Source organism: Lentzea sp. CC55 (assembly GCF_021056325.1).
GTDB lineage: Bacteria > Actinomycetota > Actinomycetes > Mycobacteriales > Pseudonocardiaceae > Lentzea > Lentzea jiangxiensis.
The window spans coordinates 384,868-410,106 of sequence record NZ_JAJCXE010000054.1 but is presented as its reverse complement, the minus strand read 5'-3'; the positions used below and the strand labels follow the sequence as shown (position 1 = coordinate 410,106).

The 25,239-nt window shown below is 70.6% G+C and carries 34 protein-coding genes; 15 read left to right on the top strand and 19 right to left on the bottom strand.

What is annotated here, in order from left to right:
* The first annotated feature begins 29 nt into the window (after positions 1-29).
* Entirely contained in the window at positions 30-1,205 is a 1,176-nt protein-coding gene (locus L6E10_RS34715; RefSeq protein WP_236224378.1) for an FAD-dependent monooxygenase, read from the top strand.
* On the opposite strand, the gene L6E10_RS34710 is transcribed toward L6E10_RS34715, so the two are convergent.
* Positions 1,206-1,775: a TetR/AcrR family transcriptional regulator gene (locus tag L6E10_RS34710; RefSeq protein WP_236224377.1), complete on the bottom strand. Its 570-nt coding sequence runs from the start codon at positions 1,773-1,775 to the stop codon at positions 1,206-1,208.
* A 67-nt stretch (positions 1,776-1,842) separates the two neighbouring features.
* On the opposite strand from L6E10_RS34710, the gene L6E10_RS34705 reads away from it, so the two are divergent.
* Positions 1,843-2,334 carry an FBP domain-containing protein gene (locus L6E10_RS34705; RefSeq protein WP_236224376.1) on the top strand — a complete coding sequence of 164 codons (492 nt, stop codon included), beginning with the start codon at positions 1,843-1,845 and terminating at the stop codon, positions 2,332-2,334.
* Between the two features lie 3 nt (positions 2,335-2,337).
* Here the strand turns inward: L6E10_RS34705 and L6E10_RS34700 are convergent, their stop codons facing one another.
* The 7 genes from L6E10_RS34700 to L6E10_RS34670 all read right to left on the bottom strand — a co-directional run bounded on the left by L6E10_RS34700 (position 2,338) and on the right by L6E10_RS34670 (position 5,690).
* Positions 2,338-2,514: a hypothetical protein gene (locus L6E10_RS34700; RefSeq protein WP_236224375.1), complete on the bottom strand. Its 177-nt coding sequence runs from the start codon at positions 2,512-2,514 to the stop codon at positions 2,338-2,340.
* Positions 2,515-2,691: 177 nt separating this feature from the next.
* Complete coding sequence (locus tag L6E10_RS34695; RefSeq protein ID WP_236224374.1) at positions 2,692-3,144, bottom strand: SRPBCC domain-containing protein; 453 nt, start codon at positions 3,142-3,144, stop codon at positions 2,692-2,694.
* The gene (locus L6E10_RS34690) at positions 3,141-3,482 is read right to left on the bottom strand and encodes a metalloregulator ArsR/SmtB family transcription factor (RefSeq protein WP_236224373.1); all 342 of its coding nucleotides are present in this window, start codon (positions 3,480-3,482) and stop codon (positions 3,141-3,143) included. Before L6E10_RS34690 ends, L6E10_RS34695 begins: the two co-directional genes overlap by 4 nt.
* On the bottom strand, positions 3,479-3,943 hold the full coding sequence (locus tag L6E10_RS34685; RefSeq protein WP_236224372.1) for an SRPBCC domain-containing protein: 465 nt from the start codon (positions 3,941-3,943) through the stop codon (positions 3,479-3,481). Before L6E10_RS34685 ends, L6E10_RS34690 begins: the two co-directional genes overlap by 4 nt.
* A gap of 72 nt (positions 3,944-4,015) precedes the next feature.
* Entirely contained in the window at positions 4,016-4,186 is a 171-nt protein-coding gene (locus L6E10_RS41030; RefSeq protein ID WP_236224371.1) for a DUF397 domain-containing protein, read from the bottom strand.
* Positions 4,164-4,997 carry a Scr1 family TA system antitoxin-like transcriptional regulator gene (locus tag L6E10_RS34675; protein ID WP_236224370.1) on the bottom strand — a complete coding sequence of 278 codons (834 nt, stop codon included), beginning with the start codon at positions 4,995-4,997 and terminating at the stop codon, positions 4,164-4,166. The genes L6E10_RS41030 and L6E10_RS34675 overlap by 23 nt, the downstream gene beginning before the upstream one ends.
* A gap of 114 nt (positions 4,998-5,111) precedes the next feature.
* A complete protein-coding gene (locus L6E10_RS34670) occupies positions 5,112-5,690 on the bottom strand; it encodes a TetR/AcrR family transcriptional regulator (RefSeq protein WP_236224369.1) in 579 nt (192 codons plus the stop codon).
* A 93-nt stretch (positions 5,691-5,783) separates the two neighbouring features.
* Between L6E10_RS34670 and L6E10_RS34665 the strand changes: the two genes are divergently transcribed.
* Positions 5,784-6,815, top strand: coding sequence for an NAD(P)-dependent alcohol dehydrogenase (locus tag L6E10_RS34665; RefSeq protein ID WP_236224368.1), 1,032 nt, complete (start codon positions 5,784-5,786; stop codon positions 6,813-6,815).
* Between the two features lie 35 nt (positions 6,816-6,850).
* Here L6E10_RS34665 and L6E10_RS34660 read toward each other — a convergent pair whose 3' ends face one another.
* Together L6E10_RS34660 and L6E10_RS34655 are read right to left on the bottom strand one after the other, a co-directional pair.
* Positions 6,851-7,483, bottom strand: coding sequence for a cyclase family protein (locus tag L6E10_RS34660; RefSeq protein ID WP_236224367.1), 633 nt, complete (start codon positions 7,481-7,483; stop codon positions 6,851-6,853).
* 31 nt (positions 7,484-7,514) lie between these two features.
* Positions 7,515-8,474, bottom strand: a complete 960-nt coding sequence (locus L6E10_RS34655; protein ID WP_236224366.1) for a YafY family protein — start codon at positions 8,472-8,474, stop codon at positions 7,515-7,517.
* 86 nt (positions 8,475-8,560) lie between these two features.
* Here L6E10_RS34655 and L6E10_RS34650 point away from each other — a divergent pair, with 86 nt between their 5' ends.
* Positions 8,561-8,968, top strand: coding sequence for a VOC family protein (locus tag L6E10_RS34650; protein ID WP_236224365.1), 408 nt, complete (start codon positions 8,561-8,563; stop codon positions 8,966-8,968).
* Here L6E10_RS34650 and L6E10_RS34645 read toward each other — a convergent pair.
* Positions 8,965-9,534, bottom strand: a complete 570-nt coding sequence (locus L6E10_RS34645) for a hypothetical protein (RefSeq protein WP_236224364.1) — start codon at positions 9,532-9,534, stop codon at positions 8,965-8,967. The two genes, L6E10_RS34650 and L6E10_RS34645, sit on opposite strands and share 4 nt — an antisense overlap.
* A gap of 39 nt (positions 9,535-9,573) precedes the next feature.
* On the opposite strand from L6E10_RS34645, the gene L6E10_RS34640 reads away from it, so the two are divergent.
* The 3 genes from L6E10_RS34640 to L6E10_RS34630 are packed head-to-tail and all read left to right on the top strand — an operon-like array spanning position 9,574 to position 11,130.
* Positions 9,574-9,945 (top strand): hypothetical protein, encoded by a 372-nt coding sequence (locus L6E10_RS34640; RefSeq protein WP_236224363.1) that lies wholly within the window; start codon positions 9,574-9,576, stop codon positions 9,943-9,945.
* Between the two features lie 55 nt (positions 9,946-10,000).
* On the top strand, positions 10,001-10,597 hold the full coding sequence (locus L6E10_RS34635; RefSeq protein WP_236224362.1) for a thioredoxin domain-containing protein: 597 nt from the start codon (positions 10,001-10,003) through the stop codon (positions 10,595-10,597).
* Entirely contained in the window at positions 10,594-11,130 is a 537-nt protein-coding gene (locus L6E10_RS34630; RefSeq protein WP_236224361.1) for a vitamin K epoxide reductase family protein, read from the top strand. Before L6E10_RS34635 ends, L6E10_RS34630 begins: the two co-directional genes overlap by 4 nt.
* Here L6E10_RS34630 and L6E10_RS34625 read toward each other — a convergent pair.
* Positions 11,127-11,969, bottom strand: a complete 843-nt coding sequence (locus L6E10_RS34625; RefSeq protein ID WP_236224360.1) for a helix-turn-helix transcriptional regulator — start codon at positions 11,967-11,969, stop codon at positions 11,127-11,129. The genes L6E10_RS34630 and L6E10_RS34625 overlap by 4 nt on opposite strands.
* 86 nt (positions 11,970-12,055) lie before the next feature.
* On the opposite strand from L6E10_RS34625, the gene L6E10_RS34620 reads away from it, so the two are divergent.
* Positions 12,056-12,832, top strand: a complete 777-nt coding sequence (locus L6E10_RS34620) for an SDR family NAD(P)-dependent oxidoreductase (RefSeq protein WP_236224359.1) — start codon at positions 12,056-12,058, stop codon at positions 12,830-12,832.
* A gap of 1 nt (position 12,833) precedes the next feature.
* Here the strand turns inward: L6E10_RS34620 and L6E10_RS34615 are convergent, their stop codons facing one another.
* Both L6E10_RS34615 and L6E10_RS34610 read right to left on the bottom strand, forming a co-directional pair.
* On the bottom strand, positions 12,834-13,376 hold the full coding sequence (locus L6E10_RS34615) for an HAD-IA family hydrolase (RefSeq protein ID WP_236224358.1): 543 nt from the start codon (positions 13,374-13,376) through the stop codon (positions 12,834-12,836).
* On the bottom strand, positions 13,373-14,110 hold the full coding sequence (locus L6E10_RS34610; RefSeq protein ID WP_236224357.1) for a DeoR/GlpR family DNA-binding transcription regulator: 738 nt from the start codon (positions 14,108-14,110) through the stop codon (positions 13,373-13,375). Before L6E10_RS34610 ends, L6E10_RS34615 begins: the two co-directional genes overlap by 4 nt.
* A 73-nt stretch (positions 14,111-14,183) precedes the next feature.
* Here L6E10_RS34610 and L6E10_RS34605 point away from each other — a divergent pair, with 73 nt between their 5' ends.
* Genes L6E10_RS34605 through L6E10_RS34585 form a run of 5 tightly spaced genes read left to right on the top strand, consistent with a single transcriptional unit; the run spans position 14,184 to position 17,481 of the window.
* Positions 14,184-15,347: an MFS transporter gene (locus L6E10_RS34605; RefSeq protein WP_236224356.1), complete on the top strand. Its 1,164-nt coding sequence runs from the start codon at positions 14,184-14,186 to the stop codon at positions 15,345-15,347.
* 10 nt (positions 15,348-15,357) lie between these two features.
* The gene (locus L6E10_RS34600) at positions 15,358-16,044 is read left to right on the top strand and encodes an RraA family protein (RefSeq protein ID WP_236224355.1); all 687 of its coding nucleotides are present in this window, start codon (positions 15,358-15,360) and stop codon (positions 16,042-16,044) included.
* 5 nt (positions 16,045-16,049) lie between these two features.
* Positions 16,050-16,616: a TIGR03086 family metal-binding protein gene (locus tag L6E10_RS34595; protein WP_236224354.1), complete on the top strand. Its 567-nt coding sequence runs from the start codon at positions 16,050-16,052 to the stop codon at positions 16,614-16,616.
* Between the two features lie 50 nt (positions 16,617-16,666).
* The gene (locus tag L6E10_RS34590) at positions 16,667-17,065 is read left to right on the top strand and encodes a VOC family protein (RefSeq protein WP_236224353.1); all 399 of its coding nucleotides are present in this window, start codon (positions 16,667-16,669) and stop codon (positions 17,063-17,065) included.
* Positions 17,062-17,481 (top strand): YciI family protein, encoded by a 420-nt coding sequence (locus L6E10_RS34585; protein ID WP_236224352.1) that lies wholly within the window; start codon positions 17,062-17,064, stop codon positions 17,479-17,481. Before L6E10_RS34590 ends, L6E10_RS34585 begins: the two co-directional genes overlap by 4 nt.
* Before the next feature lie 38 nt (positions 17,482-17,519).
* Here the strand turns inward: L6E10_RS34585 and L6E10_RS34580 are convergent, their stop codons facing one another.
* The 3 genes from L6E10_RS34580 to L6E10_RS34570 all read right to left on the bottom strand — a co-directional run bounded on the left by L6E10_RS34580 (position 17,520) and on the right by L6E10_RS34570 (position 22,023).
* Positions 17,520-20,672: a S8 family serine peptidase gene (locus L6E10_RS34580; RefSeq protein WP_236224351.1), complete on the bottom strand. Its 3,153-nt coding sequence runs from the start codon at positions 20,670-20,672 to the stop codon at positions 17,520-17,522.
* Between the two features lie 95 nt (positions 20,673-20,767).
* A complete protein-coding gene (locus L6E10_RS34575; protein WP_236224350.1) occupies positions 20,768-21,460 on the bottom strand; it encodes an aspartate/glutamate racemase family protein in 693 nt (230 codons plus the stop codon).
* Between the two features lie 8 nt (positions 21,461-21,468).
* A complete protein-coding gene (locus L6E10_RS34570) occupies positions 21,469-22,023 on the bottom strand; it encodes a TIGR03086 family metal-binding protein (RefSeq protein WP_236224349.1) in 555 nt (184 codons plus the stop codon).
* A gap of 98 nt (positions 22,024-22,121) precedes the next feature.
* Here L6E10_RS34570 and L6E10_RS41025 point away from each other — a divergent pair, with 98 nt between their 5' ends.
* The gene (locus L6E10_RS41025; protein WP_236224348.1) at positions 22,122-22,859 is read left to right on the top strand and encodes an AraC family transcriptional regulator; all 738 of its coding nucleotides are present in this window, start codon (positions 22,122-22,124) and stop codon (positions 22,857-22,859) included.
* Here the strand turns inward: L6E10_RS41025 and L6E10_RS34560 are convergent.
* A complete protein-coding gene (locus L6E10_RS34560) occupies positions 22,852-23,289 on the bottom strand; it encodes a VOC family protein (protein ID WP_236224347.1) in 438 nt (145 codons plus the stop codon). The two genes, L6E10_RS41025 and L6E10_RS34560, sit on opposite strands and share 8 nt — an antisense overlap.
* A 108-nt stretch (positions 23,290-23,397) precedes the next feature.
* On the opposite strand from L6E10_RS34560, the gene L6E10_RS34555 reads away from it, so the two are divergent.
* Positions 23,398-23,988: a LysE family translocator gene (locus tag L6E10_RS34555; protein ID WP_236224346.1), complete on the top strand. Its 591-nt coding sequence runs from the start codon at positions 23,398-23,400 to the stop codon at positions 23,986-23,988.
* Here the strand turns inward: L6E10_RS34555 and L6E10_RS34550 are convergent.
* Positions 23,985-25,235, bottom strand: a complete 1,251-nt coding sequence (locus L6E10_RS34550) for an RNA polymerase sigma factor (RefSeq protein WP_236224345.1) — start codon at positions 25,233-25,235, stop codon at positions 23,985-23,987. The two genes, L6E10_RS34555 and L6E10_RS34550, sit on opposite strands and share 4 nt — an antisense overlap.
* Positions 25,236-25,239 lie beyond the last annotated feature (4 nt).

Below are 25,239 nucleotides of genomic sequence, written 5' to 3'. Positions count from 1 at the left end.
CAAAGCTTTCACTGGCAGGGGAGTTCAGGATGTCGACACGGCACGCGGTGGTCTCCGGTGCGAGCATCGCCGGTCTCTCGGCCGCTTTCTGGTTGCGGCGCACGGGGTGGGAGGTGACCGTCCTGGAGCGGTCCGAGACCTTCCGCGACGGTGGGCAGAACGTCGACGTGCGCGGGATCGCCCGCGAGGTGCTCGCCCGCATGGGCCTGACCGAGGCGGTGAAGGAGCAGAACACCACGGAGACCGGCACGGTGTTCGTCGACGAGAACGGCGAGGTGATCGCCGAGCTTCCGTCCAACGGCCCGGACGGTGCCACCGCCGAGTTCGAGGTGCTGCGCGGCGACTTCGCCACCACGATCCTGCGGCACCTGCCCGAGGGCGTCGAGGTGGTCTACGGCGACACCATCGCCGAGGTCACCGACGACGACCGGGTCACCATCACCACCGCCTCGCGACGGGTGCTGCACGCGAACCTGCTGGTCATCGCCGAAGGAGTGCGCTCGTCCACCCGGGACCTGCTTTTCGGCGACCAGGTCGACCGCCGCGACCTCGGCATCGCCATGGTCTTCGGCACGATCCCGCGCACGCCGGCCGACGACAGCCGGTGGCGCTGGTACACGACCACGCAAGGACGCCAGATCCACCTGCGCCCCGACAACCACGGCACCACCCGCGCCATGCTCGCCCACGCCCGAGCCGCCGACCTGACCCGCCGCGACCGCGCCGGAGCCCTGGCCGAGATGCGCGAGCGCTTCGCCGACGCGGGCTGGGAGGCCGGCCGCGTCCTCGACGGCTTCGACACCTCCGCCGACGTCTACGTCGACCAGCTCACCCAGATCCGCATGCCCACGTGGCACCGCGGCCGGGTGGTCCTCGCCGGCGACGCCGCCTGGTGCGTGACCCCGATGGGCGGTGGCGGCGCCTCGCTCGCCCTGGTCAGCGGCTACGTCCTGGCCGCCTGCCTCTCGACGACCGAGGGGCTGGCGGGCTACGAGAAGTGGATGCGGCCTCTGGTCGAGGATGTGCAGGACTTCCCGGGCTGGATGGTGCCGTTCGCCTACCCGCGCACGCGGCTGGGCCTGGGGCTGACCCGCGTGGTCAACAGGGTGATGACCTCACGGCTGCTCGCCCCGCTGACCGAGAGGATGACCCAGGTCGCCTACACGGAGCAGGCGCTGCCGCCGGTCGCGGCCGCGCACCACTGATCACGGGGCGGGCCACGCCCTGAGCACGGAGTCGAGCGCGTCGAGGGCCCGCGTCCACGACGCCTCGACCCCGCGCGGATGGCTGTGGAAGGCCCCGGCCCGCTCCAGCGACACGTACCCGTGGAAGGTGCTGTGCAGCAGCCGCACGGCGTCGGTCTGGTCGGGTTCCCACAGGTCGTAGCCCCGCAGGAGCGCGCGGGTCAGCTCGGCGTGCCGCCCGGCGGCACTGGTCGCGGCTGTGTCCGGGTCCAGCGCCAGCTGGGTCGCGGTGTAGCGGCCGGGGTGTTCGCGGGCGTAGGCGCGGTAGGCGCCGGCGAAGGCGACCAGGGCGTCCTTGCCGGAACGGCCGCCGATCGCCGCGGCGACGCGGTCGGCCAGCTCGGCGAGCGCGAGGACGGCCAGGCGGACCCGCAGGTCGTGGGCGTTGCGGATGTGCGAGTACAGCGAGGCGTCCTTCACGCCGAAGCGGCGGGCCAGGGCGGACACCGTGACGTTCTCGAAGCCGACCTCGTCCGCCAGGTCCGCCGCCGCCTCCGTCAGACGCTCCGCGGTGAGCCCCGCACGTGCCATCCGCCACTGCTCCTAGGGTCCTTAATGATTTGCCTAGGACCTCTAGGCAAGCCTAGCGTCCCGGTACGTGAAGCCGCTGACCGAACTCGAGATCCGCGCGTCCTTCGTCAATTCCACCAAGGGCGAGGCGAAGCGCATGCACGTGCCCAGGGATCTGGGTGACCGGCCGTGGGACGACCTGGACTTCCTCGGCTGGACCGACCCCGCGGCGCCGGACCGCTCGTACCTCGTGGCCGAGCTGGACGGCAGGCTCGTCGGCATCGCGCTGCGGCGGGCCGCTCAGGCGGGGCGGGCGCGCAAGACGTTGTGCGCGTGGTGCCTGACCACGCACTCCGGGGACGGGGTGTCGCTGATGACCGCGCGCAAGGCCGGGAAGTCCGGGCAACTGGGCAACTCGGTCGGCGCCTACGTGTGCGCCGACCTGGCGTGCTCGCTCTACCTGCGCGGCAAGAAGAGCGCCGGACCCGGCTCGCGGTTCAAGGAGGCGATCACGCTCGGCGAGCAGGTCGAGCGGATGCTGGCCGGCGTGAACGCGTTCGTCGAGCGGGTGTGCTCGTAGGCGTCAGAGTTCGAGGACCAGCTCGGCGCTGCACGCGCGAGCGCACGGCCAGGGGTCACCGCACTCGGTGCAGCCGCTGGTGGCGGGCAGGTGCGTGTCGAGCACCTGGACCGCTCTGATCCGGTAGCGCTCCAGGTCCGACTCCCAGTTGTGGCGGGGGCCCGCGGTCGCACTGGTCATGGTCATCAGTCCTCGGGTCGAGGGGTTTTGCCGCTCACAAGGATGCACCCGAATCCGGTCGTTCGGGTGGCAATCAGGCGATTCCCGACCATCGGAGGGTACGGCGTTCGACAGCGCGCCCGTTGAGCTGCGAGGGGATGCCCGCGCCGTCGATGGCACGCACATCCCCTCGGCGTGTCACCACGGATCGGGCAGACCCCGTCCCGTCGTGATCAGGCTGTGCAGGCTGCCGTTGACGTAGTGCAGCCACGCCGTCGAACACGCGCCGAAGCACTCGACGTCCGGCACCAGACCGACGTGGGTGAACCTCAGCTCGGTGCCGCCACCAGCGGGAACGATGTCGAACACGACCTCGCTGCCGGTCCACTCCGCCGGCTCCGAGACGAACGACAGCCGGCTGTCGGTGACCAGCCACACCACCCGCCGGGCCGGCTCCAGCTCGGTGACGCGCTGACGGCTGTAGTGCTGCGGCGGGTGCCGGTAGGTGAACTCGGCGCCCACCTCGTCGGTGCGTCCCTCGACCTCGCCGGTCCACCAGGCGCGCACGTCCAAGACGGCCGCGTAGACCTCGTCCGGCGACTGCTCGACCACGTACGACGTGGTGTAGCCCCGTTCGACCTCCGTCGTCACGACGACTCCTTCTCGCGCTGGATCCGCTCGGCGATGCGCTTGATCCGCTGCAACCGGGCGTCCCAGGTCGCCCCGACCGCGGACAGCTGCGCCACCGCCCGGGCGAGCTGCGCCTCGTCGACCTCGTAACGGCGTTCGCGGCCGGCGGCGGTCGCGTGGACCAGGCCGACGCGGTCCAGCACGCCGAGGTGCTTCGCGACCGCCTGCCGCGTGACCGGGAGCCGATCGCTCAACGTCGTCGCGGTGCCACCACCGTCGCTGAGCAGCAGGTCGAGCATCCGGCGACGGGTCGGGTCACCCACTGCGGACCACAGCTCGTCGTCGATCGCCGTGCTCACGAGCGCGCGACCAGACTCGTGGCGCGGGCGACCAGGCGCGGCAGGAAGTGGTTCCAGCCCTGGACGTGGTCGTTGTACGCCTGCTCCAGCACGGCGGCCTCCCAGCCGCGCTCGCGGAAGCCGGTCTCCCTGAACTTGAGCAGCGTGCCCCCGCCCGACGGCTCCAGGTCGATCGTGACGAGCAGCGAGTTGTCCGGCGCCGCCGTCTCACCCCGGTCGTAGACCCAGCGGAACGCGAACCTGCGGGGCGGGTCGGCCTCCACGACGGTGAGCTGCTCGACCTTCGCCTCCGGCGAGGCCGGGTCGCCGAACGTGATCGTGCCCGTGCCGCCGACGACCGCGTCGAACTCGGCCTCGTCGGGCCACCACTCGCGCAGGTGCTCGGGCGAGCTGACCACCTCGTAGACGACCTCGGGGCTGGCGTCGATGCGCAGCTCGCGTTCGATGCTCCCGTGCTCCATGCGTGCTCCCGTGACTCGAAGTGCAACCCTTGGTTGCGCATCAAGTTAGCCCGTGGAGCCACAACGCGCAACTCATGGTTGCACGTTGTCGGTCCTGACCAGTCGCAGGAACGACGCCCACTGGTGGGCCGCGAGCGGCAGCTCGACCGAGGGCGACTTGCTGTCCCGCAGCCCGACGCCCCGGCCCACCTCCACGCAGTTGCCGTCGTTGGCGCTGTAACTACTCTTCCGCCAGCTGGTCACCACAAGCCTCCTCACCGATGATGTCGGTGATCAGCTTCCTCGTTTGCACCTCGTCCAACGCCGTCCGTCCGAGTGACTTCACGACGGTGTCGTACAGATCGACAGAAGTCTGATCTTCGAGGAAGACGTTCGCCCCGTGGCTCTCCAGATAGACGATCGGCGGGATCTTCTTGAACTTGAGGAGGTCGAAGTCACCTGCGAGGCCTGCGTGCGGCCCGACCGCGGTGGGGATCACTCGAATGGTCAGATAGGGGCGAACCGACAGCCGAAGCAGGTGGTGGAGTTGTTCTGCCATTACTTCGGCATCGCCCACGGGAAGTCTAAGAGCCTGCTCGTGCATGAAAACGGTGAGCGTTCGACACCCGTCGAGCACGGACCTCTGCCGCGCGGTCCGGGTCTTCACGACATCGGCCTGGAGATTCACGGCTGAATTGGCCAGGCTGAGCGTGTAGGCGGGTATCTGGAGCAGACCGTGAACGACGTTCATCGACCAACTGGTGATCTCCGACGCGATCTTCTCGTGTTCCCTCAAGGTTCGTGCCCGGTCCGGCGAACCCGAACCGACCGACTGCAGCCAGTCCCGCTCACTGGTGCTGCGGTGCAGCGTCATGAGGTGGTCGAACTCGGCTGGTGGCGTCCGCAGCAACCCCAGCAACTTGGCCAGGTCGAGGTCGGTCGTGCCTTCCTTGCCGTTGACCAGTTCCGAGACTTTGGCTTCCTGCCAGCCGAGCAGATCCGCGGCGGCTCGGTTGGTCAGGTCGGACGCCCGCAGCAGCGCCCGTATCGCGTCGCCGAACTCGCGGCCGCGCACCGTTGATCTCCGCAAAGGCATGCCGGAAAAGGTAGAGCCGCATTTCCGTTTGGCTCCACCCATTCCGCGCAGGTCAACCTGAAAGCATGCTCTTTGGCGGTCTTCCAAACTTTCCTATGGCGCCGTGGCACGCCGCACGGTGTCACGCAGGAAGTCGCGACGGCGTTCGTGGACCTCGGGGTCCTCGTCGGCCGTGGCGGCGTAGACGTTGCTGACCGGGGACCACGCCATCGACATCGCGATCACCACGGCCATCACGTCGAACGGATCGCCGGCGCGGACCAGCCCGGCCTCCTGCGCATCGGCGATCGCGCGCAGCTTCTCCTGGTCGATGCGGTCGGCGACGAGGTGGCCAGCCGGGCGGCGTTCGAGGCGGTTCCACGTCGCCAGCCGGATCAGGTCGGGCCGGTCGAGGTACTCGTCGTAGAGGCGCACGGCCCAGTCGGCGAGATCGGTGGCGTCGATGGGGACGACGTTGACGATCCGTTCCAGCGACCCCAGGAAGATCGCGTCGAAGAGGCCGTCCTTGTTGCCGAAGTAGGCGTAGAGCTGGGCTTTGTTGGTGCGGGCTGCCGCGACGACCCGTTCGATGCGGGCTCCGGCGATGCCGTGTTCGGCGAACTCGCGGGTCGCGACGTCGATGATGCGCTGCCGGGTGGCCTCGCCCCGGGCGGTCAGCTGCTGGTCAGCCATGCGCTGCACTCTACCGACAGAACAGTCGGTTTACTTTTCCGCCGACGCGGCCTAGCCTCGAAATAGACCGAACAGTCTGTTTGAAGGAGCGTCATGCGCAGCACCACCGGTTGGCAGGCCCACGGCGGCACCCTGCGGAAGGAGCCGATCTCCCGGCGTGACCTGCGGTCCGACGACATCGCGGTCCGGGTCGACTTCTGCGGGGTCTGCCACACCGATCTGCACGGCCTCAAGGCCCACGACGGCGAAAGCCCGCTCGTCCCCGGCCACGAGTTCACCGGCGTCGTCACCGAGGTCGGCCCGGACGTGACCGCGTTCCGGGTCGGCGACGCGGTCGCCGTGGGCAACATCGTCGACTCCTGCGGGACGTGTTCGATGTGCGCGGCGGGGCAGGAGAACTTCTGCCGTGAGTTCCCCACGCTCACCTACGGCGGCAAGGACCGTCACGACGGAACGACGACGTTGGGTGGCTTCTCCCGTGAGTACGTCGTCCGCGACAAGTTCGCCTATCCCCTGCCCTCAGGCCTGGACCCGGCGGCCGCGGCGCCGCTGATGTGCGCGGGGGTCACCGTGTGGGAGCCGCTGCGTGCACTGGGCGTGGGGCCGGGGATGCGCGTGGCGGTGGCCGGCCTGGGCGGGCTCGGGCACCTCGCGGTGAAGTTCGCCGTGGCGCTCGGTGCGGAGGTGTCGGTCGTGAGCCGGTCCGCCGATCGTGCGGAGGACGTCGTGCGGCTCGGTGCGCGCGATGTCGTCGTCTCCAGCGATCCGGAAAGCGTGGAAGCGTCGCGTGACCGGTTCGACGTCCTGATCGACACCATCCCCGTTGCGCACGACCTCGCGCCGTACCTCGCGCTGGTGGCGATGGACGGGACGCTGAGCCAGGTCGGGTACCTGGGCGGCATCACCGTGGAGGCGATGGCCCTGCTCGTCGGCCGCAAGAAGCTGACCTCCGGCGGCAGCGGCGGTGTTCCCGCCACCGCCGCGATGCTGGAGTTCTGCGCCGCCCACGGGATCACCGCCGACGTCGAGGTGCTGCCGTCTGGCCGCGTGACCGAGGCTTTGGAGCGGCTCGAACGCGGTGACGTGCGCTACCGGTTCGTGCTGGACCTGTCCGACCTCGGCTGAGCGGCTGTTTTGATGCTCAGATCTGGCAGGACGACTCACTCGTTCACGATGGCAATCGCCCGTACCGGCATGGTGCCCATACCGACAACCGGCATCGGCAACGCCGTGAACCGGGCGCCGCGGGCAGGCACCTGCTCCAGGTTCGTCAGATGCTCGACGATGGGGATACCCGCGCGCAACAGCCCTTGGTGCGCTGGCCGACTCGGATCCGTGGCGTCATCGATGTTGAGAGAGTCGATGCCGACCAACGCGGGCCCGACGGCGATCAACGCGTCGACAACATCCGACGTGAGGAACGGATGTCCGTCCTGGTAGGTGTCAGTACCCCAATGACGGGACCAGCCGGTGTGGAACAGCACCGCGAATCCCTCCAGCTCCGGGAGGATCGGATCACCGGGCCGCAACACGACGGCAGGCACATCCGCAACTCGTTCCAGCGGAAGACCTGCCGTGTCGTAGCCGTCCTGGTGGTAGTGCGACGGCGTGTCCAGATAAGTTCCGGTGTTTGCGATCAAATCGATCTGCCCGATCTCGAACGACACGCCAGGCGCCATACGGGCAGCGGTTTCCTCGCGGCTCACGTAAGTCGTGACACTCGGTGTTTTCATGCCACGAATCGTGGTCATCCCGTGATGGATGGGGTGACTGAGATCAATGATGCGACGCATGGGCACAGTATGAAGTGCTCTACCGCGTGCATCAGGCCGTGGTGCGCCGTGCCGACTCCGCCAGCCGCTCGGCGAGCGCGGCCACCAGCTCCCGCAGCTCCTCCGGCCGCTCGACCACGAACGGCAGGTCCAGCGCCGCGAGCACACCGGGCACCCAGTCGAGCCGTTCCACCCGCAGCTCGACCCGCGACCACGACCCGTCCTCCTCCACGACCGCGACGCTCGCGGGCAGCCGGGTGCGGATCTGCTCGGCACTCCCGCGGATCCGCAGCACCACCTCGTGCCGGTACGGCGCGGTGGCGAGCCCGATCAGGAGGCGCTGCGCCGGGTCGAGGTCGTCCGGCGGGTCGAACGTGCCCGGCAGCGTCCTGGCGTGCGCGATGCGGTCGAGCCGGAACGTCCTGTCCTCGCCGATCGCGGGATCGGTGCCGGTCACGTACCACCGCCCCGAGTGGGCGACGAGGCCGTGCGGGTGCAGCGCGCGTTCGCTCTGGCGGCCGTCGGCGGAGGTGTAGCGGACCGCGACAGGCCGGTGGTGGGTCACCGCGTCGGCGATCGCCAGCAGGACCGACGCGTCCGGGACCGCCGGCTCTCCGGCCGGGGCGGTGAAGGCGACCGAGCCGAGCACGGCGTCGAGCCGGTGGCGCAACCTTGCAGGCAGCACGCGCCGGATCTTGGCCGTCGCCGTCTCGCTCGCCGCGTCCGTCATCAGGCCTGATCGGCGGCCCGCGACCAGGCCGAGCAGCACCGCGAGGGCTTCGTCGTCGGTCAGCATCAGCGGCGGCATCCGATACCCGGCGGCGAGCCGGTAGCCGCCGTGGCGTCCCCGCACCGACTCGACCGGGACGTCGAGGTCGAGCAGGTGGCCGACGTAGCGCCGCACGGTCCGTTCGTCGACTCCCAGGCGGTCGGCGAGCTCGGCCACGGTGCGGACGCCTCCCGACTGCAGGAGTTCGAGCAGCGTCAGCACGCGAGCGATGGGCCGGGGCACGTCCTGAATTCTCCCTCGAATACCGGGCGGGTTCTGCCCGGTATCGCTCCTAGCGTGCGGTCATCAACCCGTTTGAGGAGAGAACCGTGCACTTCGTCTCGATCCGCGTCATCACCGCCGACGTCGCCCGCCTCGTCGGCTTCTACGAACGCGCCACCGGCGTGGCGGCAGACTGGGCCACCGAGGACTTCGCCGAGATCAAGACCACCTCGGCCACCCTCGCCCTCGGCAGCACCCGCACCGTCGGCCTGTTCGCGCCGGGCTCCGCCGAACCGGCCGCCAACCGCAGCGTGATCGTCGAGTTCCTGGTCGACGACGTGGACGCCGTGCACCGCGACCTGACGGGGTTCGCCGAGGTCGTCGCCGAGCCCGCGACCATGCCGTGGGGCAACCGGTCGCTGCTGGTCCGCGACCCCGACGGCACCCTGGTCAACTTCTTCACGCCGGTGACCCCGGCCGCCCTCGCGCGGCAGGGCTCGGCGTCCGGGCACTAGCGCAACTTCTCCGCCTTCTCGGCCACATCCCTGATCTGGTCCTCGGTGAGACGGCGGCAGTCCCAGACCAAGGCTCCGACGTCTGCGGGCGGCGCTTGCGGGACGACTCCGGTCAGCTCTTCGAGGACGCCGACCGGCAGGTCGATGAGCGCGGACAGGTCGCCGAGCAGGTCGGGCGTGAGTGCCTTGCGCCCCACGCCCAGCATGTTGTAGCTGGAAGCAGCCCAGTACCTGCGGCCGCCGGTCACGGTGTGCACCGCCTTCGCGACCGATGTCGAGGACAGGTTCCGGTTGCCCAGGAGGCGCATGACCACCGGACCTGGTTCGCCGGTCGAGGAGTAGGACCTGTACGCGGCGGGCATGCCGCTCGACGCGGTGCGCTGGTACTGCGGCTGCGAGGTGACGAGTGCGTGGATCTCCTGCCGGTGGTGTGGACTCAGCTGTACGAACTCCCGCAGCAGTGAGCAGACTGCGCTTCCGGCGATGCGGTCGTGCGGCATCAGTTCCTCCGGCAACGGCTGTCCGGCGACCACGAGTCTGTCCGATTCACGCAGCTTCTCCCCCATCCGCGCGACCCTACCCAGGAGATCGCTACCCTGGATCCCGTGTCCGGCCCAGGCAGCTCGCGAACCCGTGCGCACCTCGCACGCGTCCTCGCCGTGCTCGCCCTGGTGGCCGGAGTCGCGATGATGCAGGGCACCCCGTGCGAGACGGAGTTCGCCTGGACCGCCCAGTGCCCCACGTCGGGCACGCACGCGGTCGTCCACTCCGACCAGGCCGGTGAGAGCGGGCTGGTCGAGGGCATCCTCGTCGCCGGTGCCTGCCTGGTGGTGGCGCTCGCGGTGCTCATCGGGTTCGCCGTGCTGCGGCGGACCGGGTCGTTCCGGGTGCTGTGGCAGCGCCTTCCCGACGTTCTGCCCCCTCCTTCACGCCGGCTGGAAGTGCGGCTGTCGCAGCTCTGCGTGCTGCGGGCCTAGGCCGAACCCGTTCTGCGGTTCGGTCCTGCCAGCCTTCGTGGAGGTTTTCCCAGTCATGTCCAAGAACGCCCGGTTGTCCCTGATCATCGTCGGTGTCGTGGCGGTGGTGATCGCCGGTTTCTTCCTGTTCGGCCGCGACGGCACCACAGCGGCGCCGCAGTCGGGCGACGGCAAGGTGACCGTCGTCGAGTACCTCGACCTGGAGTGCCCGTCCTGCCGCGCCGCGTATGCCGGGGTCGAGCGGTTGAAGACCGAGTTCGGCGAGCGCGTCACGTTCGACGTGCGGCACTTCCCCATTCCCAGCCACCGCAACTCCGAACTGGCCGCCGTCGCGGTCGAGGCGGCGGGGGCGCAGGGCAAGCGGGACGACATGTTCCGGCTGGTGTTCGACGCGCAGCAGGAGTGGGCCGGGCAGCAGACGTCGCAGCGCGCGGTGTTCAGCGGGTTCGCGCGGGAGCTCGGGCTCGACGCCGCGGCGTTCGAGAAGGCTCTGGACGACCCGGCGCTGCGGGAGCGCGTTCTCGCCCAGCGGTCGGAGGGCTCGCAGGCCGGGGTGCAGGCCACGCCGACGTTCTTCGTCAACGGCACCAAGTTCACCGGGGCGCCGAGCTACGACAACCTGAAGGCCGCCATCGAGAAGGTGCTGCCGTGAACCGGATCGTCGCGTGGGTGCTCGCGGTCGGCGGGGCGGTCGGCTTCGTCGCCTCCCTCGTGCTGACGATCGAGAAGATCGCGCTGCTCAAGGATCCGTTCTACGTGCCGACGTGCAGCATCAACCCGGTGCTGAGCTGCGGCTCGATCATGAAGACCGCGCAGGCCGAGCTGTTCGGGTTCCCGAACCCGCTGCTCGGCATCGCGGGCTTCGCGGTGGTGACGACGCTCGGTGTGCTGCTGCTCGCGGGCGTCGAGCTGCCGTCATGGGTGTGGATCGGGCTGCAGGTCGGCGCCACGGCCGGGGTGGCGTTCGTGCACTGGCTGATCGTCGAGTCGCTGTACGTGATCGGTGCGCTGTGCCCGTACTGCATGGTGGTGTGGGTCGTGACGATCCCGATCTTCTGGTACACGACGCTGCGCAACATCAAGCCGACGTTCCAGTACCACAGCGCCGTGCTGCTGCTGTGGTACCTGCTGGTCGCGGCCGCGGTGCTGCAGGCGTTCTGGTTCTACTTCTCGTCGCTGGTCTAGAGGCGGGCCCCTGGGCCGAGGACGCCGAGCAACGCGAGCGCCTCGGCATCAGGGGATCCCTGCGGCGCGCTGTAGAGCACGAGGTGCTGGTCGCGGTCGGTGAGGGCGAGCGAGTCGCAGTCGACGGCGACCTCGCCGACGACCGGGTGGCGGAAGGTCTTGCGGAGCGTGGGCGCGGCCTGCACGTCGTTGCGCTCCCAGAGGCGGGCGAAGTCGGGGCTGCCGGTGCGCAGTTCCTCGACCAGACCGGTCACCTCGGGGTCGGACGGGTAGCGCGCGGCGGTGGCGCGCAGCTGCATGACGACGTGCAGGCGGAACTCGGCCGCGTCGGAGATCCCGTAGAGCGGGGTGCCGGCCGGTGCCGGTCCGAGGAACGCGCGGCGGGCGAGGTTGCGGTCGCGCGGGCTGACCTCGGCGAAGTCCTCCATCAGGGCGGCCGCGAGGTCGTTCCACGCGAGCACCTCGAACACCGCCGACGTCACGAACCCGGCCGTCTGCGGCAGTCGTTCCAGCAGCGCCAGGATGCTCGGGTGCACGTCACGGCGGTGCGTGCGGGTGCGGATCGGCGCGGTGCCCGCCAGCAGGTGCAGGTGGTCGGACTCGGCGTCGGTGAGCTTCAACGCGCCCGCGATCCCGGCCAGCACGTCACCGGACGGCCACGGCGCCCTGCCCTGCTCCAGCCGCACGTAGTACTCGGTGGAAATGTGCGCGAGCACCGCGACCTCCTCGCGGCGCAGGCCCGGTGTGCGGCGGCGTGGTCCGGACGGCAGGCCGACGTCCTCCGGGCGCAGCCGCTCGCGGCGGCTGCGGAGGAACTCCCCGAGCTCCTGTTTGCTCATACCCCGAGTCTGCCCTCCGAACGGCCGCGGATCCTGGTACAGCCTGTACCTGAATGCGCTCCGGCGAACGCGGTGACATGGGTGCCATGATCAACGACATCGCACCCATCGGACTGCTGACCGGCAAGGTCGTCTTCATCACCGGCGCCAGCCGCGGCATCGGGGAGGCCGCGGCCAGGCTCTTCGCCGCCGAAGGAGCCTCGGTCGTGCTCGCCGCCCGCGGCACGGCCGCCCTGGACAAGATCGTCGGCGAGATCCGCGCCGACGGCGGCGTCGCGGACGCCGTGGGGCTCGACCTCGCCGACCGGGCGAGCGTCCGCGCCGCCGTCGGCCGGGTGGAGGAGCTGCACGGACGGCTCGACGGCGCGTTCAACAACGGCGCGGCGATCCAGCAGCCCGGTCCGCTCGACACCACCAGCGACGACGACATCGACCTGCAGTTCGCCGTGAACTTCCGGTCGCACTGGACCGCGATGAACGCCGAGGCCGCGCTCATGCGCCGCGGCGGTGGCGGCGCGATCGTCAACACCTCGAGCATCGGCAGCCGCCGCGCCAACCCCGTCCTGCCCGCCTACGGCGCCATGAAGCGAGCGCTCAACAGCATCACCGAGTCGGCCGCCGTCACGTGGGGCCCCGAGGGCATCCGGGTCAACGGCATCACCCCCGGCGGCACCGACACGCGGATGATCGAGGAGTGGGAGGCCGCGACCCCCGGGGTCGCCGGGCACATCACGGCCACGACCCCGCTCGGGCGCATGGCCGAACCCCGCGAGGTCGCCGAGGTCGCCGCGTGGCTGCTCAGCGACCGCGCGTCGATGGTGAGCGGCGCGATCGTGCCGGTGGACGGCGCCGCCGGCGCGTGAGTCAGGGGTGCGCGGCGAGGAGCGTGCGCAGGCCGTCGATCCCGGTGAAGTGGTGGCCTCGCATGCCGACCAGTTCGGCGGCGCGCACGTTCTCGAGCCGGTCGTCGACGAACAGGATGTCGTCGTCGCCGAGCCGGTCGCGGCACCACTCGAAGGCGCCGCGCTCCGGCTTGGCGTGGCCGATGCGGCACGAGAACGCGCAGACCTCGAACAGGTCGAGCCACGCGTGCGTGCGTTCGAAGTTGCGTGCGAGGTCCTCGGGGATGTTCGACAGCAACGCGATGCGCCGGCCCGCGTTGGACAGCTCGTGCAGCAGGGCGACCATCTCGTAGTCGACGCGGCTCCAGCTGGCGACGTCCTGCTCCACCAGCGGCGGGTGGCCGACGCGCTGCCAGTACTCCTGCGCGGTGACGTCGCCGCGGTCGTAGGCGGGGCGGTGCGCCCAGTAGGCGTCCCAGAACTCCGGCGCGGTGCTCATCTCGCGCATGACCTCGGGCGACTGGTCGCGGGCGATCACGCCGAACATGTCGAACAGCACGATCATGCCGTCACCACCGGAACACCCGCGGCCGTCAGTCCCGCGTCGCCCTCGGCGTCGGTCACCACGGCGTCCAGCGCGGACACCGGTGCGACGAACGCCAGCGCGGTGCGGGTCAGCTTCGAGGCGTCGACCGCGGCGATCACGCGCCGGGCCGAGGCGATGGCGGTGCGCTTCACCGAGGCGTCCTCCAGGTCGAAGGCGGTCAGGCCGTGTTCGGCGGACAGGCCGCAGCAGCCGATCACGGCCGTGTCGAAGCGCAGGGCCTGCAGCGAGGCCAGGGTCAGCGGGCCGGTCAGCGCGAGTTCGCCGGGCCGGGGACGGCCGCCGGGCACGAGCAGCGTGAGCGTGACCGACGACGACAGCGCGTTCACGGCGTGCAGCGACAACGGCATGACGGTGAGCCGTCGGTCGTGCAGCAGCCGGGCCACCTCCAGGCAGGTGGTGCCGCTGTCGAGCACGACGGACTCGCCGTCGGCGATCAGGCCGGCGACGGTGGCGGCGATGCGGCGCTTGGCGTCCATGTTCTCGTCGGCGCGGAGCGCGAACGGGGGCTCCTCGCCGCGCAGCAGCAGGCTGCGCGCGCCGCCCCGGTAGCGTTCGAGGACGCCCTGGGCCGCGAGGACCTCCAGGTCGCGGCGGATGGTCATCTCGGAGGCGCCGGTCAGCGACGCCAGCTCCGCGACGCCGAGGGAGCCGGCGTCGCGGACCGCCTCGGAGATCTGCTTCAGTCGGGACACGATCGCGATTGAACAACAGTGACGTTCGAAACTCAACCTTTCGAACATTCGACGCGTTCGTTAGCGTGGGCGTGTGAACGCTCTCAGGGCCGCGCGGGCCGCCACCTTCACCTACTTCGCCCTCAACGGGTTCCTGCTCGGGCTCTGGCTCGTGCACATCCCGACGGTCGAGGACCGCACCGGCATCACCCACGCGGAGCTCGGCCGGTTGCTGCTGCTGCTCGGGCTGGGCGCGTTCCTCGGCATGCGCGCGGGCGGCAAGGTGACCGACCGCATCGGCGTGAAGCTGATGGTGCCGATCGCCGGTGTCGTGTGCAGCGTGACGGCGTTCCTTCCCGGCGTCGCCGTCAACCAGTGGACCCTCGGCGCGGCACTGCTCATCTTCGGCTTCGGCAACGGCCTGATCGACGTCACCATGAACGCGCACGCCGTCGTCGTGGAGCGGCACTACCGGCGTCCGGTCATGTCGGCCTTCCACGCCACCTGGTCCCTCGGCGGGGTGGCCGCGGCGCTGACCGGCGCACGCTCGTTGAGCTGGGAGCTCTCCCCCGGCACCACCCTCGGCGCCGCCGCGGTGCTCGGTGTCGTCGTCAGCCTGGCGACCGCGAGGTTCCTGCTCGACGAGAAGGAGGAGCAGCACGCCGCCGCCGAGCAGACCGGCAAGCGCAAGGTGCCGCGCAAGATCTGGGTCATGGCGGTGCTGGCCCTGCTGGTGATGCTCAGCGAGGGCGCCGCGAACGACTGGAGCGTGCTGCACCTGCAGGACGTCCTGGACGCCTCGCCGCAGATCGCGGCCCTCGCCTACGGCGCGTTCGCCACGACGATGACCATCGGCCGCCTGCTCGCGGACCGCGTCACCGCGAAGATCGGCCCGATGGCGGTGCTGCGCTGGGGTTCGGTGATCGGCGCCGCCGGCATCGCGACCGCCGCGCTCTCGCCGTGGATCTGGCTCGCGCTGGTGGGCTGGGCGATCGCGGGCATCGGCCTGTCGGGCACCGTGCCGCAGCTGTTCAGCGCGGCGGGCCACCACGAACCGGGTGCCGCGGCGGCCAACGTCTCCCGCGTCGCCGGGCTCGGCTACCTCGGCGTGCTGGCCGGACCGGCGGTGATCGGCTGGCTGACCCACGTCGTGCCGCTCAACATCGCGTTCCTGCTCCCGGTCGCGCTGTGCCTGGTCGCCGCGCTGTCCGCAGGCGTTTTGCGCACCGAACCCTCCGAGGAGAAGGTCTCGGCGTGACAATGCCCGCATGGATCTCACCGAGACGGATCTCACCGCGCTGGACCTCACCACCGCGCACCTGACCGATGCCTGCATCCGGGCGAACATCCCGGTCCGCACGGTCAGCCTGACACCGGTCATCCCCGGCACCAGGACCTCCGGCCGCGTCCTGCCCGCCCGGCACGCGGGCAGCGTCGACGTCTTCCTCGAGGCCGTCGAGCGCGCTCAGCCCGGCGACGTGCTCGTCGTCGACAACGACGGCCGGACCGACGAGGCCTGCGTGGGCGACCTGATCGTGCTCGAAGCACAGCAGGCGGGCCTCGCGGGCGTCGTCATCTGGGGCCTGCACCGAGACACCCAGGACATCCGCGCGATCGGACTGCCGGTGTTCAGCCTCGGCGCCAACCCGACCGGCCCGCTGAGCCTGCGCGACCGCGCCCCCGAGGCCCTCTCGACCGCCGAGGTCGACCAGTGGACCGTCACGTCCGACGACGTGGTGTTCGGCGACGACGACGGCGTGCTGTTCGTGCCCGCCGCGGACGCCGCCGCGCTCATCGAGAAGGCGCGCGGCATCCGTGACGTCGAACGAGCGCAGGCCGAGCGCGTGCGGCAGGGTGAGTCCCTGCGCAGCCAGCTGCGGTTCGCCGACTACCTGGCGAGCGGGCTCACGTTCCGCGAGCACCTGCGCAAGATCGGCGGCGCGGTCGAGGAGTGAGCGACATGATCGCGGACAGGTACGCGGCCCGTGCCGACGCCTTCGAGGCCAAGGTCGCGAGGGTGCGGGACGACCAGTGGGACAACCCGTCGCCGTGCGCGAAGTGGACCGCGCGCGAGGTGGTCGACCACGTCATCGACATGCACGGCGTGATGCTCGGTGCGGCCATCCCGCGCACCGGCAGTCCGCTGGACGACTTCCGCGAGGCCCGGCGGCAGGTCCACGCCGCCCTGACCTCGGACCGCGCTTGTTCGGAGGTCGCCACGCCCGCCGGCCCGATGACGCTCGAGGACCACATCGACCAGGTCGTGAGCGACGACCTGGTCCTGCACGGCTGGGACCTCGCCCGCGCCACCGGCCAGGACGAGACCATCCCGCCCGCCGACGTGCAGCGCCTCTGGGCGACGGCGACCTCCGTGCCGCCCGAGCTGATGCAACGCTTCCGCACCCCCGGCGCGTTCGGTCCCGGCATCGAGGTCTACGGCGCCGAGGTCCCGGTGCCCGCCGACGCTCCGCTGCAGGACAGGCTGCTCGGGTATGTGGGCAGGGACCCCATGTCGAAAAAGTCCTGAGCACTTCGACGACTGTTCGGAAGGCCACCGCTCGAGAGGAGCTCAGCAACATGGACTGGACCCTGGAAGTCGTCGTCGTGCCCGTGTCCGACGTGGACCGGGCGAAGCACTTCTACGCCGAGCAGCTCGGCTTCACCGTCGATCACGACACGGCGTTCGGCGAGGACACCCGCGTCGTCCAGCTCACGCCGCCCGGATCGGCCTGTTCGATCGTGATGGGTCGCGGCATCGCGAAGGGCGAACCCGGCTCGCTCAAGGGCGTGCAACTCGTCGTCTCCGACCTGGAGAAGGCCCGTGCGCAGCTGCTCGAACGCGGCGTCGAGGTGGGCGAGATCGTGCGCATGAACGACGTGGACGGAGGGTCGTTCGTCTTCTTCGACGACCCGGACGGCAACAGCTGGGCCGTGCAGGAGATCAAGGCCCGCGCGGCCGGTGGGGAGTGGAAGTGAAGTACGTGCTGGTCAGCTACGGCGGCAGCCAGGAGGACTGGGAGGGCCTCGCCGCCTGGTCCGACGAGGACATGCACCGCATGATCGCCTACATGCGCGACCTGGACGCCGAGCTGCGCGCGTCCGGCGAGCTGCTGCAGTCCGAGGGGCTCAGCGGTCCGGCGCGGGCTTTCGTGGTGCGCGGCAGTGACTCCGGACCCGTCGTGGTGGACGGGCCGTTCGCGGAGTCCAAGGAGGTCATCGCCGGGTACTGGGTCGTGGACGTCGCCAGCCGCGATCGGGTGCTGGAGATCGCGCAGAAGTGCTCGGCCTGTCCCGGGCCGGGTGGGAAGGTGCTGAACCAGCCGATCGAGGTCCACCCGGTCATGGGAGCGCCGGACGTGGACGCCCAGACGCTGGCGCCGTACCAGCGGTGAGCGGTGAGGGGCCGGGTGCGCACCCGGCCCCTCACCGCTCACCTCAGGTCGTAGGCGCGGATGATCGTCTGCCGCACCTCACCCCCGGCGTCCGCGACCTGGGCCTGGAACGACACGTTCTTGGCCCCGTGCGGGTGGATCAGCGTGACCTCCCAGCCGCCACGGGTCTTGCGCAGCGGCACCGGCTTCCACGAGACACCCTCGTCGTAGGACACCCGCACCGCCGGCGTCTTGACGTCGGTGACCTTGCCCGTCCCGTTGCGCTCCACCGTGATCGGCACGGTGACGACACGACCGGCGCGGTTGTGCTCGTCGAGCCTCGGCGCGAACCGGACGGCCAGCAGCGGCACCGGCTGGTAGTCCTCGCCGGCGACGTGCTGCGAGGTGAACGTCCAGTCGATGGTGATCCGCGACGACTGCGAGTCGCGGGCCGACTCGGTGTGCACCTGGTAGCGCTTCTTCTCCGCCGGCAGGCCCGGCAGGTAGGCGTAGCCGGAGTAGGGCTGGTCGGAGATGACCTCTCCGTCGAGCGTCACGGTGGTGCGGGCGGCCGTCTCCCGGGCGTGGCCGATCATGTTCTCGGCGCCGTGCAGGCCCACGTCCAGGCGCAGCAGGTCGCCGTAGCGGCCGGCGTGGCGGACGTAGCGGGCGTCGTGCGGCAGGCTCGGGCCGTAGACGGCGCTGTTCCAGTGCTCGGTGACGGTGCGGCCGAGCCGGAACACGCGGCCGGCGCCGGAGTACTGGCTGCCGTGGGACGGGTACTCGCCGAGCTTCGCGAACTCCACCAGCGAGCCGTCCCAGGCGACGCCGGGCGTGTAGTACTCCTCCAGCCGCAACGGCAGCGGGCCCGAGGCGCCGTTGTCGCGCTGGCCGATCGAACCCGGTATGCGGGCGTGCGTGATCGAATCGACCTTGGCCAGTTCGCGGTCCTTCACCGAACGCTGCAGGTCCACGGGCACGCGGGTCGTCTCGGCGATCCGCACGTGGTACTGGTACGGGCTGCCCGCGAAGCCGCCGTTGCCGTCGGGCCGGGCCAGGACGCTCTGGGCGTGGAACCGGAACTTCGGCCACGACGTCGTGGACGGGCGGACCATGATGCCCTCGAAGTTGTTGAGGAAGTACGAACCGCCGGTGGCGCCCCAGTTGGCCTGCATGTCGAAGACCAGCTCCGAGGACGCCGGAGCGGCTTGTTTCTCCACCGTGATCGCCGGCTGGACGCCCTGCCGTGCGTCGAGGACGAGGTCCACGGGGCCGTTGACCTGCAGCGCCGGTTCGGTCAGCACGGTCGTCGAGCCGCGCTTGGTCGGGTCGGCGTCCGGGGTGTAGATGGAGCCGTCGAGGAAGAACGTGCCCTTGGGCAGGCGCTGCACGAGCGTGTCCGCCGGCAGCGACCGGAAGTAGGCCTTGGGCTGGTTCACGTCCACGAAGCGGTAGGTGTAGTTCGTGGTCGGCTGGCCGGTGGCGTCGACGAACCGGACCTTGACGTCGTAGCTCTCGACCTCCTTGTTCACGCCGATGGTCACGCGCGCGCCGTCGGCGGAGACGATCGCCGCGCCGTACACGCCGTCGGGCACGTTGGCGCGCGTGTCGGCGGTGATGGTGGCGTCGGCGGTGCCGCCCGCGGGGATCGTCAGCTTGGCGGGCGTGACGCTGAACAGGCCCTCGACCGCGGGCTTCACGTCGGCGACGCGCAGGTCGAGCGTCACGTCGGTGGAGCCGGTGTTGCGGTAAGTCACCTTCTGCGTGATGGGCTTGTCGTCGTCGTGCGGCCACTGCGCGGTGCCGAGCGAGAAGCCGCCGTGGTCGGTGGAGACCGCCGCGGACGCGCCACGGCCGATGTCGAGCCGGCCCGCGCCCTGGTCGTAGACCGTGAGCGACGGATTGGGCCGGGCGCTGTTCATCAGCGCCGCCTTGAGGTCCTCGGCCTTCCACGTCGGGTTCTTCGCGGCCAGGACCGCGGCCGCGCCCGCCACGTGCGGGGTGGCCATCGAGGTGCCGGACAGTGCGACGTGCGCCTCGCCGACGGGCGTGCCGATGCGGCCGTTCTTCGCCTTGGCGGCGACGATGTCGACGCCCGGCGCGGTGATGTCGGGTTTGACGGCGTTGTCGACCCAGCGCGGGCCTCGCGAGGAGAACTCGGCGAGCTTGTCCTCGCGGTCGACGGCGCCGACGGTGAGGGCGGCGTCGGCGGCGGCGGGCGAGCCGATCGGGCCGCCGGAGTTGCCCGCGGCGACGACGAACAGCGCGCCGGTCTGCGCGGTGATGCGGTTGAGCGCGAGCGACATCGGGTCGGTGCCCTCGTCGGGCCACGAGCTGCCGAGGCTCATGTTGACGATCTTGGCCTTGGTGGCGGCCCACTCCATGCCGGCGATGATGTCGCTTTCGTAGCCGCCGCCGTGGTCGCCGAGCACCTTGCCGTTGACGATCTTCGAGTCGGGCGCGACGCCCCGGTACCTCCCGTCGCCACCGACGGTCGCGGCGACGTGCGTGCCGTGGCCGACGCGGTCGTCGGTGGTGTCGCTGTCGCTGAAGTTCTTCGACTCCACGACCGCACCGGCGAGGTCGGGGTGTGTCTCGTCGACGCCGGTGTCGAGGACGGCGACGGTGACGTCCTTGCCGGTGAAGCCCTTTTCCCACGCCAGGGGCGCGCCGACCTGCGCGGCGCTGCGGTCCAGTGACGCGGTGACCCTGCCGTCCAGCCAGATCCTGCCGGTGCCCGCCGTCCGCGCACCGGCCCAGAACCCGCCGTCCTTGCCGACCGCGAACGCGCGGGCGTCGATGCTGGGCAACGACTCGGCGCCCGCCGCGCTGATCCCCTGCCCCTGCACGATCAGCGGGATGGTCCGGCTCGACACGTCGTCGTAGCCGGAGCGGGCGAGCAGCGACACGTCGAACAGCCGCTCGTCCAGTTCGCCGGAGCTCAGCCGGGCCTGGGCGTCGAGCGGGACGACGTGCAGGTCGCCCCGCGGGTCCTTGAACGTGCGGAACCCGACGTCCTCCCGGCCGCGGGCGGCTCTGGCCCGCACCTTGCCGTTGTCGACGGTGACCTCGTCACCGGTGATGAGCGTGACCTTGGTGGTCAGCCCGTCGGCACGCACCTCTTGCGGCGGTGGTGCCGCCGAAGCCGGGACGGCCGCCGTGGCGGCCACGACGGCAGCCGTCAGGCCTGCGGCCAGATGTGATCGTTTCAACGCGAACTCCCCTAGTTCACCGAAGCAGGAATAGCTCTCGGTGATTAGGACACTTCGCACAGTGGCGGAGTTGCAGCGTCCGGCCCGTCAGGTGTTCACAGAACTGTCTGGACGGCCCGTTCGACGGCGGCCTCGATGTGCAGGCGGGTGGTCGGGAACACCGGCAACGGCACGTCTGCCTGCGAGATCAGCAGTTCGATCTCCGTGCAGCCGAGGATGACGCCCTCCGCGCCTTCGAACCGGGCGATCACGTCTCGATAGGCGCGGCGGGACTCCTCACGGACGATGCCGACGCACAGCTCGTCGTAGATGATCCGGTGCACGGTCGCGCGGTCCTCGGGCGACGGGAGCAGCACTTCCAGCCCGTGCGACTCCAGCCGTTCGCGGTAGAACGGCTGGTCCATCGTGAACCCGGTGCCGAGCAGCCCGACGGTGGTGAGCCCCGCGGCCTTGATCGCGTCGGCGGTCGTGTCGCCGAGGTGGACGACCGGGATGTCGACGGCGGCGTTGACCTGGTCGTAGACCTTGTGCATGGTGTTGGTGCAGATCAGCAGGAGGTCGGCTCCGCCGGCCTGCACCCGTGCGGCAGCCTGCGCGAGTGCCTTGCCCGCGTCGTCCCACCGGCCCTCGACCTGCATGCGCTCGATCCCGGCGAAGTCGACGGAGTGCAGCACGACCTTCGCCGAGTGCAGTCCGCCGAGCCGTTCGCGCACGAGCACGTTCGCCAGCCGGTAGTACTCCGCGCTGCTCTCCCAGCTCATCCCGCCCAGCATCCCGATCGTCAGCATGGCGCCAGTCAAGCACTCCAGCGCGGGTCGCGGCCGGTGGTGGCCAGCAGCCGCTCGAACGGCGACGCGTCCGCGGGCACCTCGGCGGGCTCCTTGAAGACCTTCCACCCGACGGCCATCGGCCCCATCTGACCGACCAGGTCCGAGACCGCGGCGAACACCTCGGGGTCGGGCTCGAAGCGCTGCCCCGTGGCCTGCGCGAGGTCGGAGGCGTGGATGGTGAGGTCGAGCAGCGCCAGGCCGCCGACGGTCCGCGCGGGCAGGTTCATGTTCCCGGCGATGCCCTCGGTCGCGCCGGGCTGCCCCCACGCCTGCACGAGCTTCGCGGACTCGGCCGGATAGCGCTCGCGCCAGTCCGGGTAGGTCGGGGTGTGGCTGAAGTCGGCGTCCTGCTTCGCGGCGAGCTGCTGGAACTCGACGACGACGTGCAGCAGGTGGTCGAGCAGGGCGCGGACGTCGTAGTCGGCGCACGGGGTGGGCTTGGTCAGATCTTCGTCGGTGATGTTCGCGATGATGGGCAACGCGTGGTCGCGCGCGCGATCGAGCAGAACGCTGAGCTTCATGCCGTAGACGCTATTTCGGCGTGTGCGGGCGTTCTTGAAAAAACGCGCCAACCTAGGATCGCGCTGTGCAGGGGCCGCGCCGGGACACTCGGGGGATCGTGGACGCGCGCGAGCTGTTCGCCCGTGTCCGGTTCCGCCGACGTCTGCCGTGCGCCGAGCTTCAGCCGTACCTGGAGCACTACTGGCTCGTCGACGGTGAGCTCGACACGCCCTACACCACACACGTCGTGCCGCATCCGTGCGTGAACATCGTCTTCGAGCACGGGCACGCACAGCCGGAGCTCGCGGGCGTCGGGCTGGGGTTGTTCAGCCGCGTGCTGGACGGACGGGTCCGGGTGGCGGGCGTGCAGTTCCGGCCAGGCGGGTTCCGGCCGTTCCGCCCGGAGCCGGTGTCGGAGTGGACCGGCCGGCACGTGAGGCTCGACGTCCCGTCCGCACTGGTGCTGGACGTCGAGGACGAGGACGATCGGGTGGCCGCGCTCGACGGGTTCCTGCTGGGTCTCGGGCCGACTCCCGATCCGCAGGCGACGCTGGCGATGGAGCTGGTCCACCGCATCCGGGCCGACCGGGAGATCCGGAAGGTCGCCGACTTCGCGCGGACGTGCGGCGTGGCGGTGCGGACGTTGCAACGGCTGTTCGCGGACTACGTCGGTGTGAGCCCGAAGTGGGTCATCCTGCGGTACCGCATCCACGAGGCGTTGGAGCGCGCCGAGTCGGAGGTCGAGTGGGCCCGGCTGGCCGCTGACCTCGGCTACAGCGACCAGGCCCACCTCGTCCGTGACTTCACGCAGACCGTGGGTGTCTCGCCCACGGCGTACGCGCGCGCTCTCACCTGAAGTACTCGCACAGCTCGATGAGGATGCCCTCGGGTCCACGGACGTAGCAGGTCTTCAGCATCTCCTGGTAGGTCTCGACGTTGCGGACGACTTCGGCGCCGTGCGGCTTGATGCGGGTGAGGGTGGCGTCGAGGTCGTCGACGACGAACGCGACGTGCCGCAGGCCCAGGGCGTTGATCGGTGCGTCGGAGCTGCCGTCGACGCTCCGCGGGGTCCGGAACTGGCTGAACTCGATCCGGTACCGCTCGTCCGGCGTCTTGAGCATGGCGATCTCGCTGACCGAGCCGTCGAGCCCGATGACGCCGTCGACGAACTCGCCCTCCATGTGCGCCTTGCCCTCGAGCTCCATGCCGAGCGCCTCGAAGAACGCGACGGCGGCCGCGAGGTCGCTGACCGTGATGCCCACGTGGTGCATGCTCTTGATGCTCATGTCCTGGAGACGGAGCCGCCGCCGCGTTCTCGACGTCGAAAGTGGACCAGTTTCGCGAGCGGGTTTTGGCTCTCCTGGCTGGACCGCTTCGGCGGCAGAGTCGTCGGCATGACTCTCGCCTTCCTGCTCACGACGTTGCTCGCCGTCGCCACCCCCGGCACCGGTGTGCTCTACACGCTCTCGGCCGGTCTCGCGCACGGCCGCAAGGCGAGCGTGATCGCCGCGTTCGGCTGCACGCTGGGGATCGTGCCGCACGTGCTGGCCACCATCACGGGCCTGGCGGCGCTGCTGCACGCGAGCGCGCTGGCGTTCGAGGTCGTGAAGTACCTCGGTGTCGCCTATCTCCTCTACCTGGCGTGGGCGACGTGGAGGGACAGGGCCGACCTGGTCGTCGACACCTCGGCCGCCCCGGCGTCCGCGCGCAAGGTCGTCGTGTCGGCGGTGTTGCTCAACCTGCTCAACCCGAAGCTGACGATCTTCTTCGTGGCGTTCCTGCCGCAGTTCGCGACCGGGTTCGGTCCGATGCTCGCGTTGAGCGGGGTGTTCATGGCGCTGACGTTCGTGGTGTTCGCGGTCTACGGCGTGTTCGCCGCGTCGATGCGCGACCGGGTGCTGGCGCGGCCGCGCGTGGTGGTGTGGCTGCGGCGGTTCTTCGCCGCGTCATTCGCGGCGCTGGGCCTCAAGCTCGCTCTGGCCTAACCGCAGGCGGCGGCGCGGTCGAGCAGCAGGACCTTCTCCCGTTCGTTGCGGGTGAGCGCGGCGGCCTTCTCGAACTCGGCCCTCGCCTCCTTCGTGCGGCCGAGCTTGACGAGGAGGTCGCCGCGCACGCTGGGCAGCAGGTGGTAGCCCTGCAACGCCTTCTCGCCGGCGATCTCGTCGACCAGCGCGAGTCCGGCGGCGGGCCCGAAGGCCATCGACAGCGCCACCGCGCGGTTGAGCTCGACGACCGGGGACGGCGAGATCCGCGCGAGCACCTGGTAGAGCGCGGCGATGCGCTGCCAGTCGGTGTCCTCGGCGCGGCGCGCACGGCCGTGGCACGCGGCGAGGGCGGCCTGCACGTAGTACGGGCCGGGTGGCTGGTTGAGCGCTTCGGCGCGTTCCAGTGCCTTCAGGCCGCGGCCGATGAGCAGCCAGTCCCACTTGCCGCGGTCCTGCTCCAGCAGCAGCACGGGTTCACCGCCGGGGCCGGTGCGGGCGCGGGAGCGCGAGGCCTGGATCTCCATCAGCGCGACCAGGCCGTGGACCTCGGCCTCCTTCGGCGCGAGCTCGGCCAGCACGCGGCCGAGCCGCAGCGCCTCGGCGCACAGCTCCGGCCGCATCCAGTGGTCGCCCCTGGTGGCGGAGTAGCCCTCGTTGAAGATCAGGTACAGGACCTCGAGGACGCTCGCGAGCCGGGTCGCCAGCTCGGGACCCTCCGGCACCTCGAACGGCACCCCGGCGTCGGCGAGGGCCTTCTTGGCGCGCACGATCCGCTGCGCCACGGTCGACTCGCTGACCAGGAACGCGCGGGCGATCTCCTCGGTCTTGAGGCCGCCGAGCATCTTCAGCGTCAGCGCGACCCTGGCCTCGGTGCCGAGCACCGGGTGGCAGGCGGTGAAGATGAGGCTCAGCAGGTCGTCGCCGATCTCGTCGTCGACGCCCTCACTGGCGTCCGGCGTGGCCTCCCGGACCTCCCGGCCGATCTCCTCGACCTTGCGGTGCAGGTTCTCGCGCCGCCGGATCTGGTCGATCGCCCGGCGCTTGGCCGTGGTCGTGAGCCACGCTCCGGGGTTGCGCGGCACGCCTTCGGCCGGCCACTGCTCCAGCGCCGCGACCAGCGCGTCCTGCGCCATCTCCTCGGCCAGGCCGACATCGCGCGTGTACCGGGCCAGCGCGGCGATGACCTTCGCCGACTCCATCCGCCAGACCGCGTCGATGGTGCGGTGCACCGAGGTGGTAGCCCCCATGGAG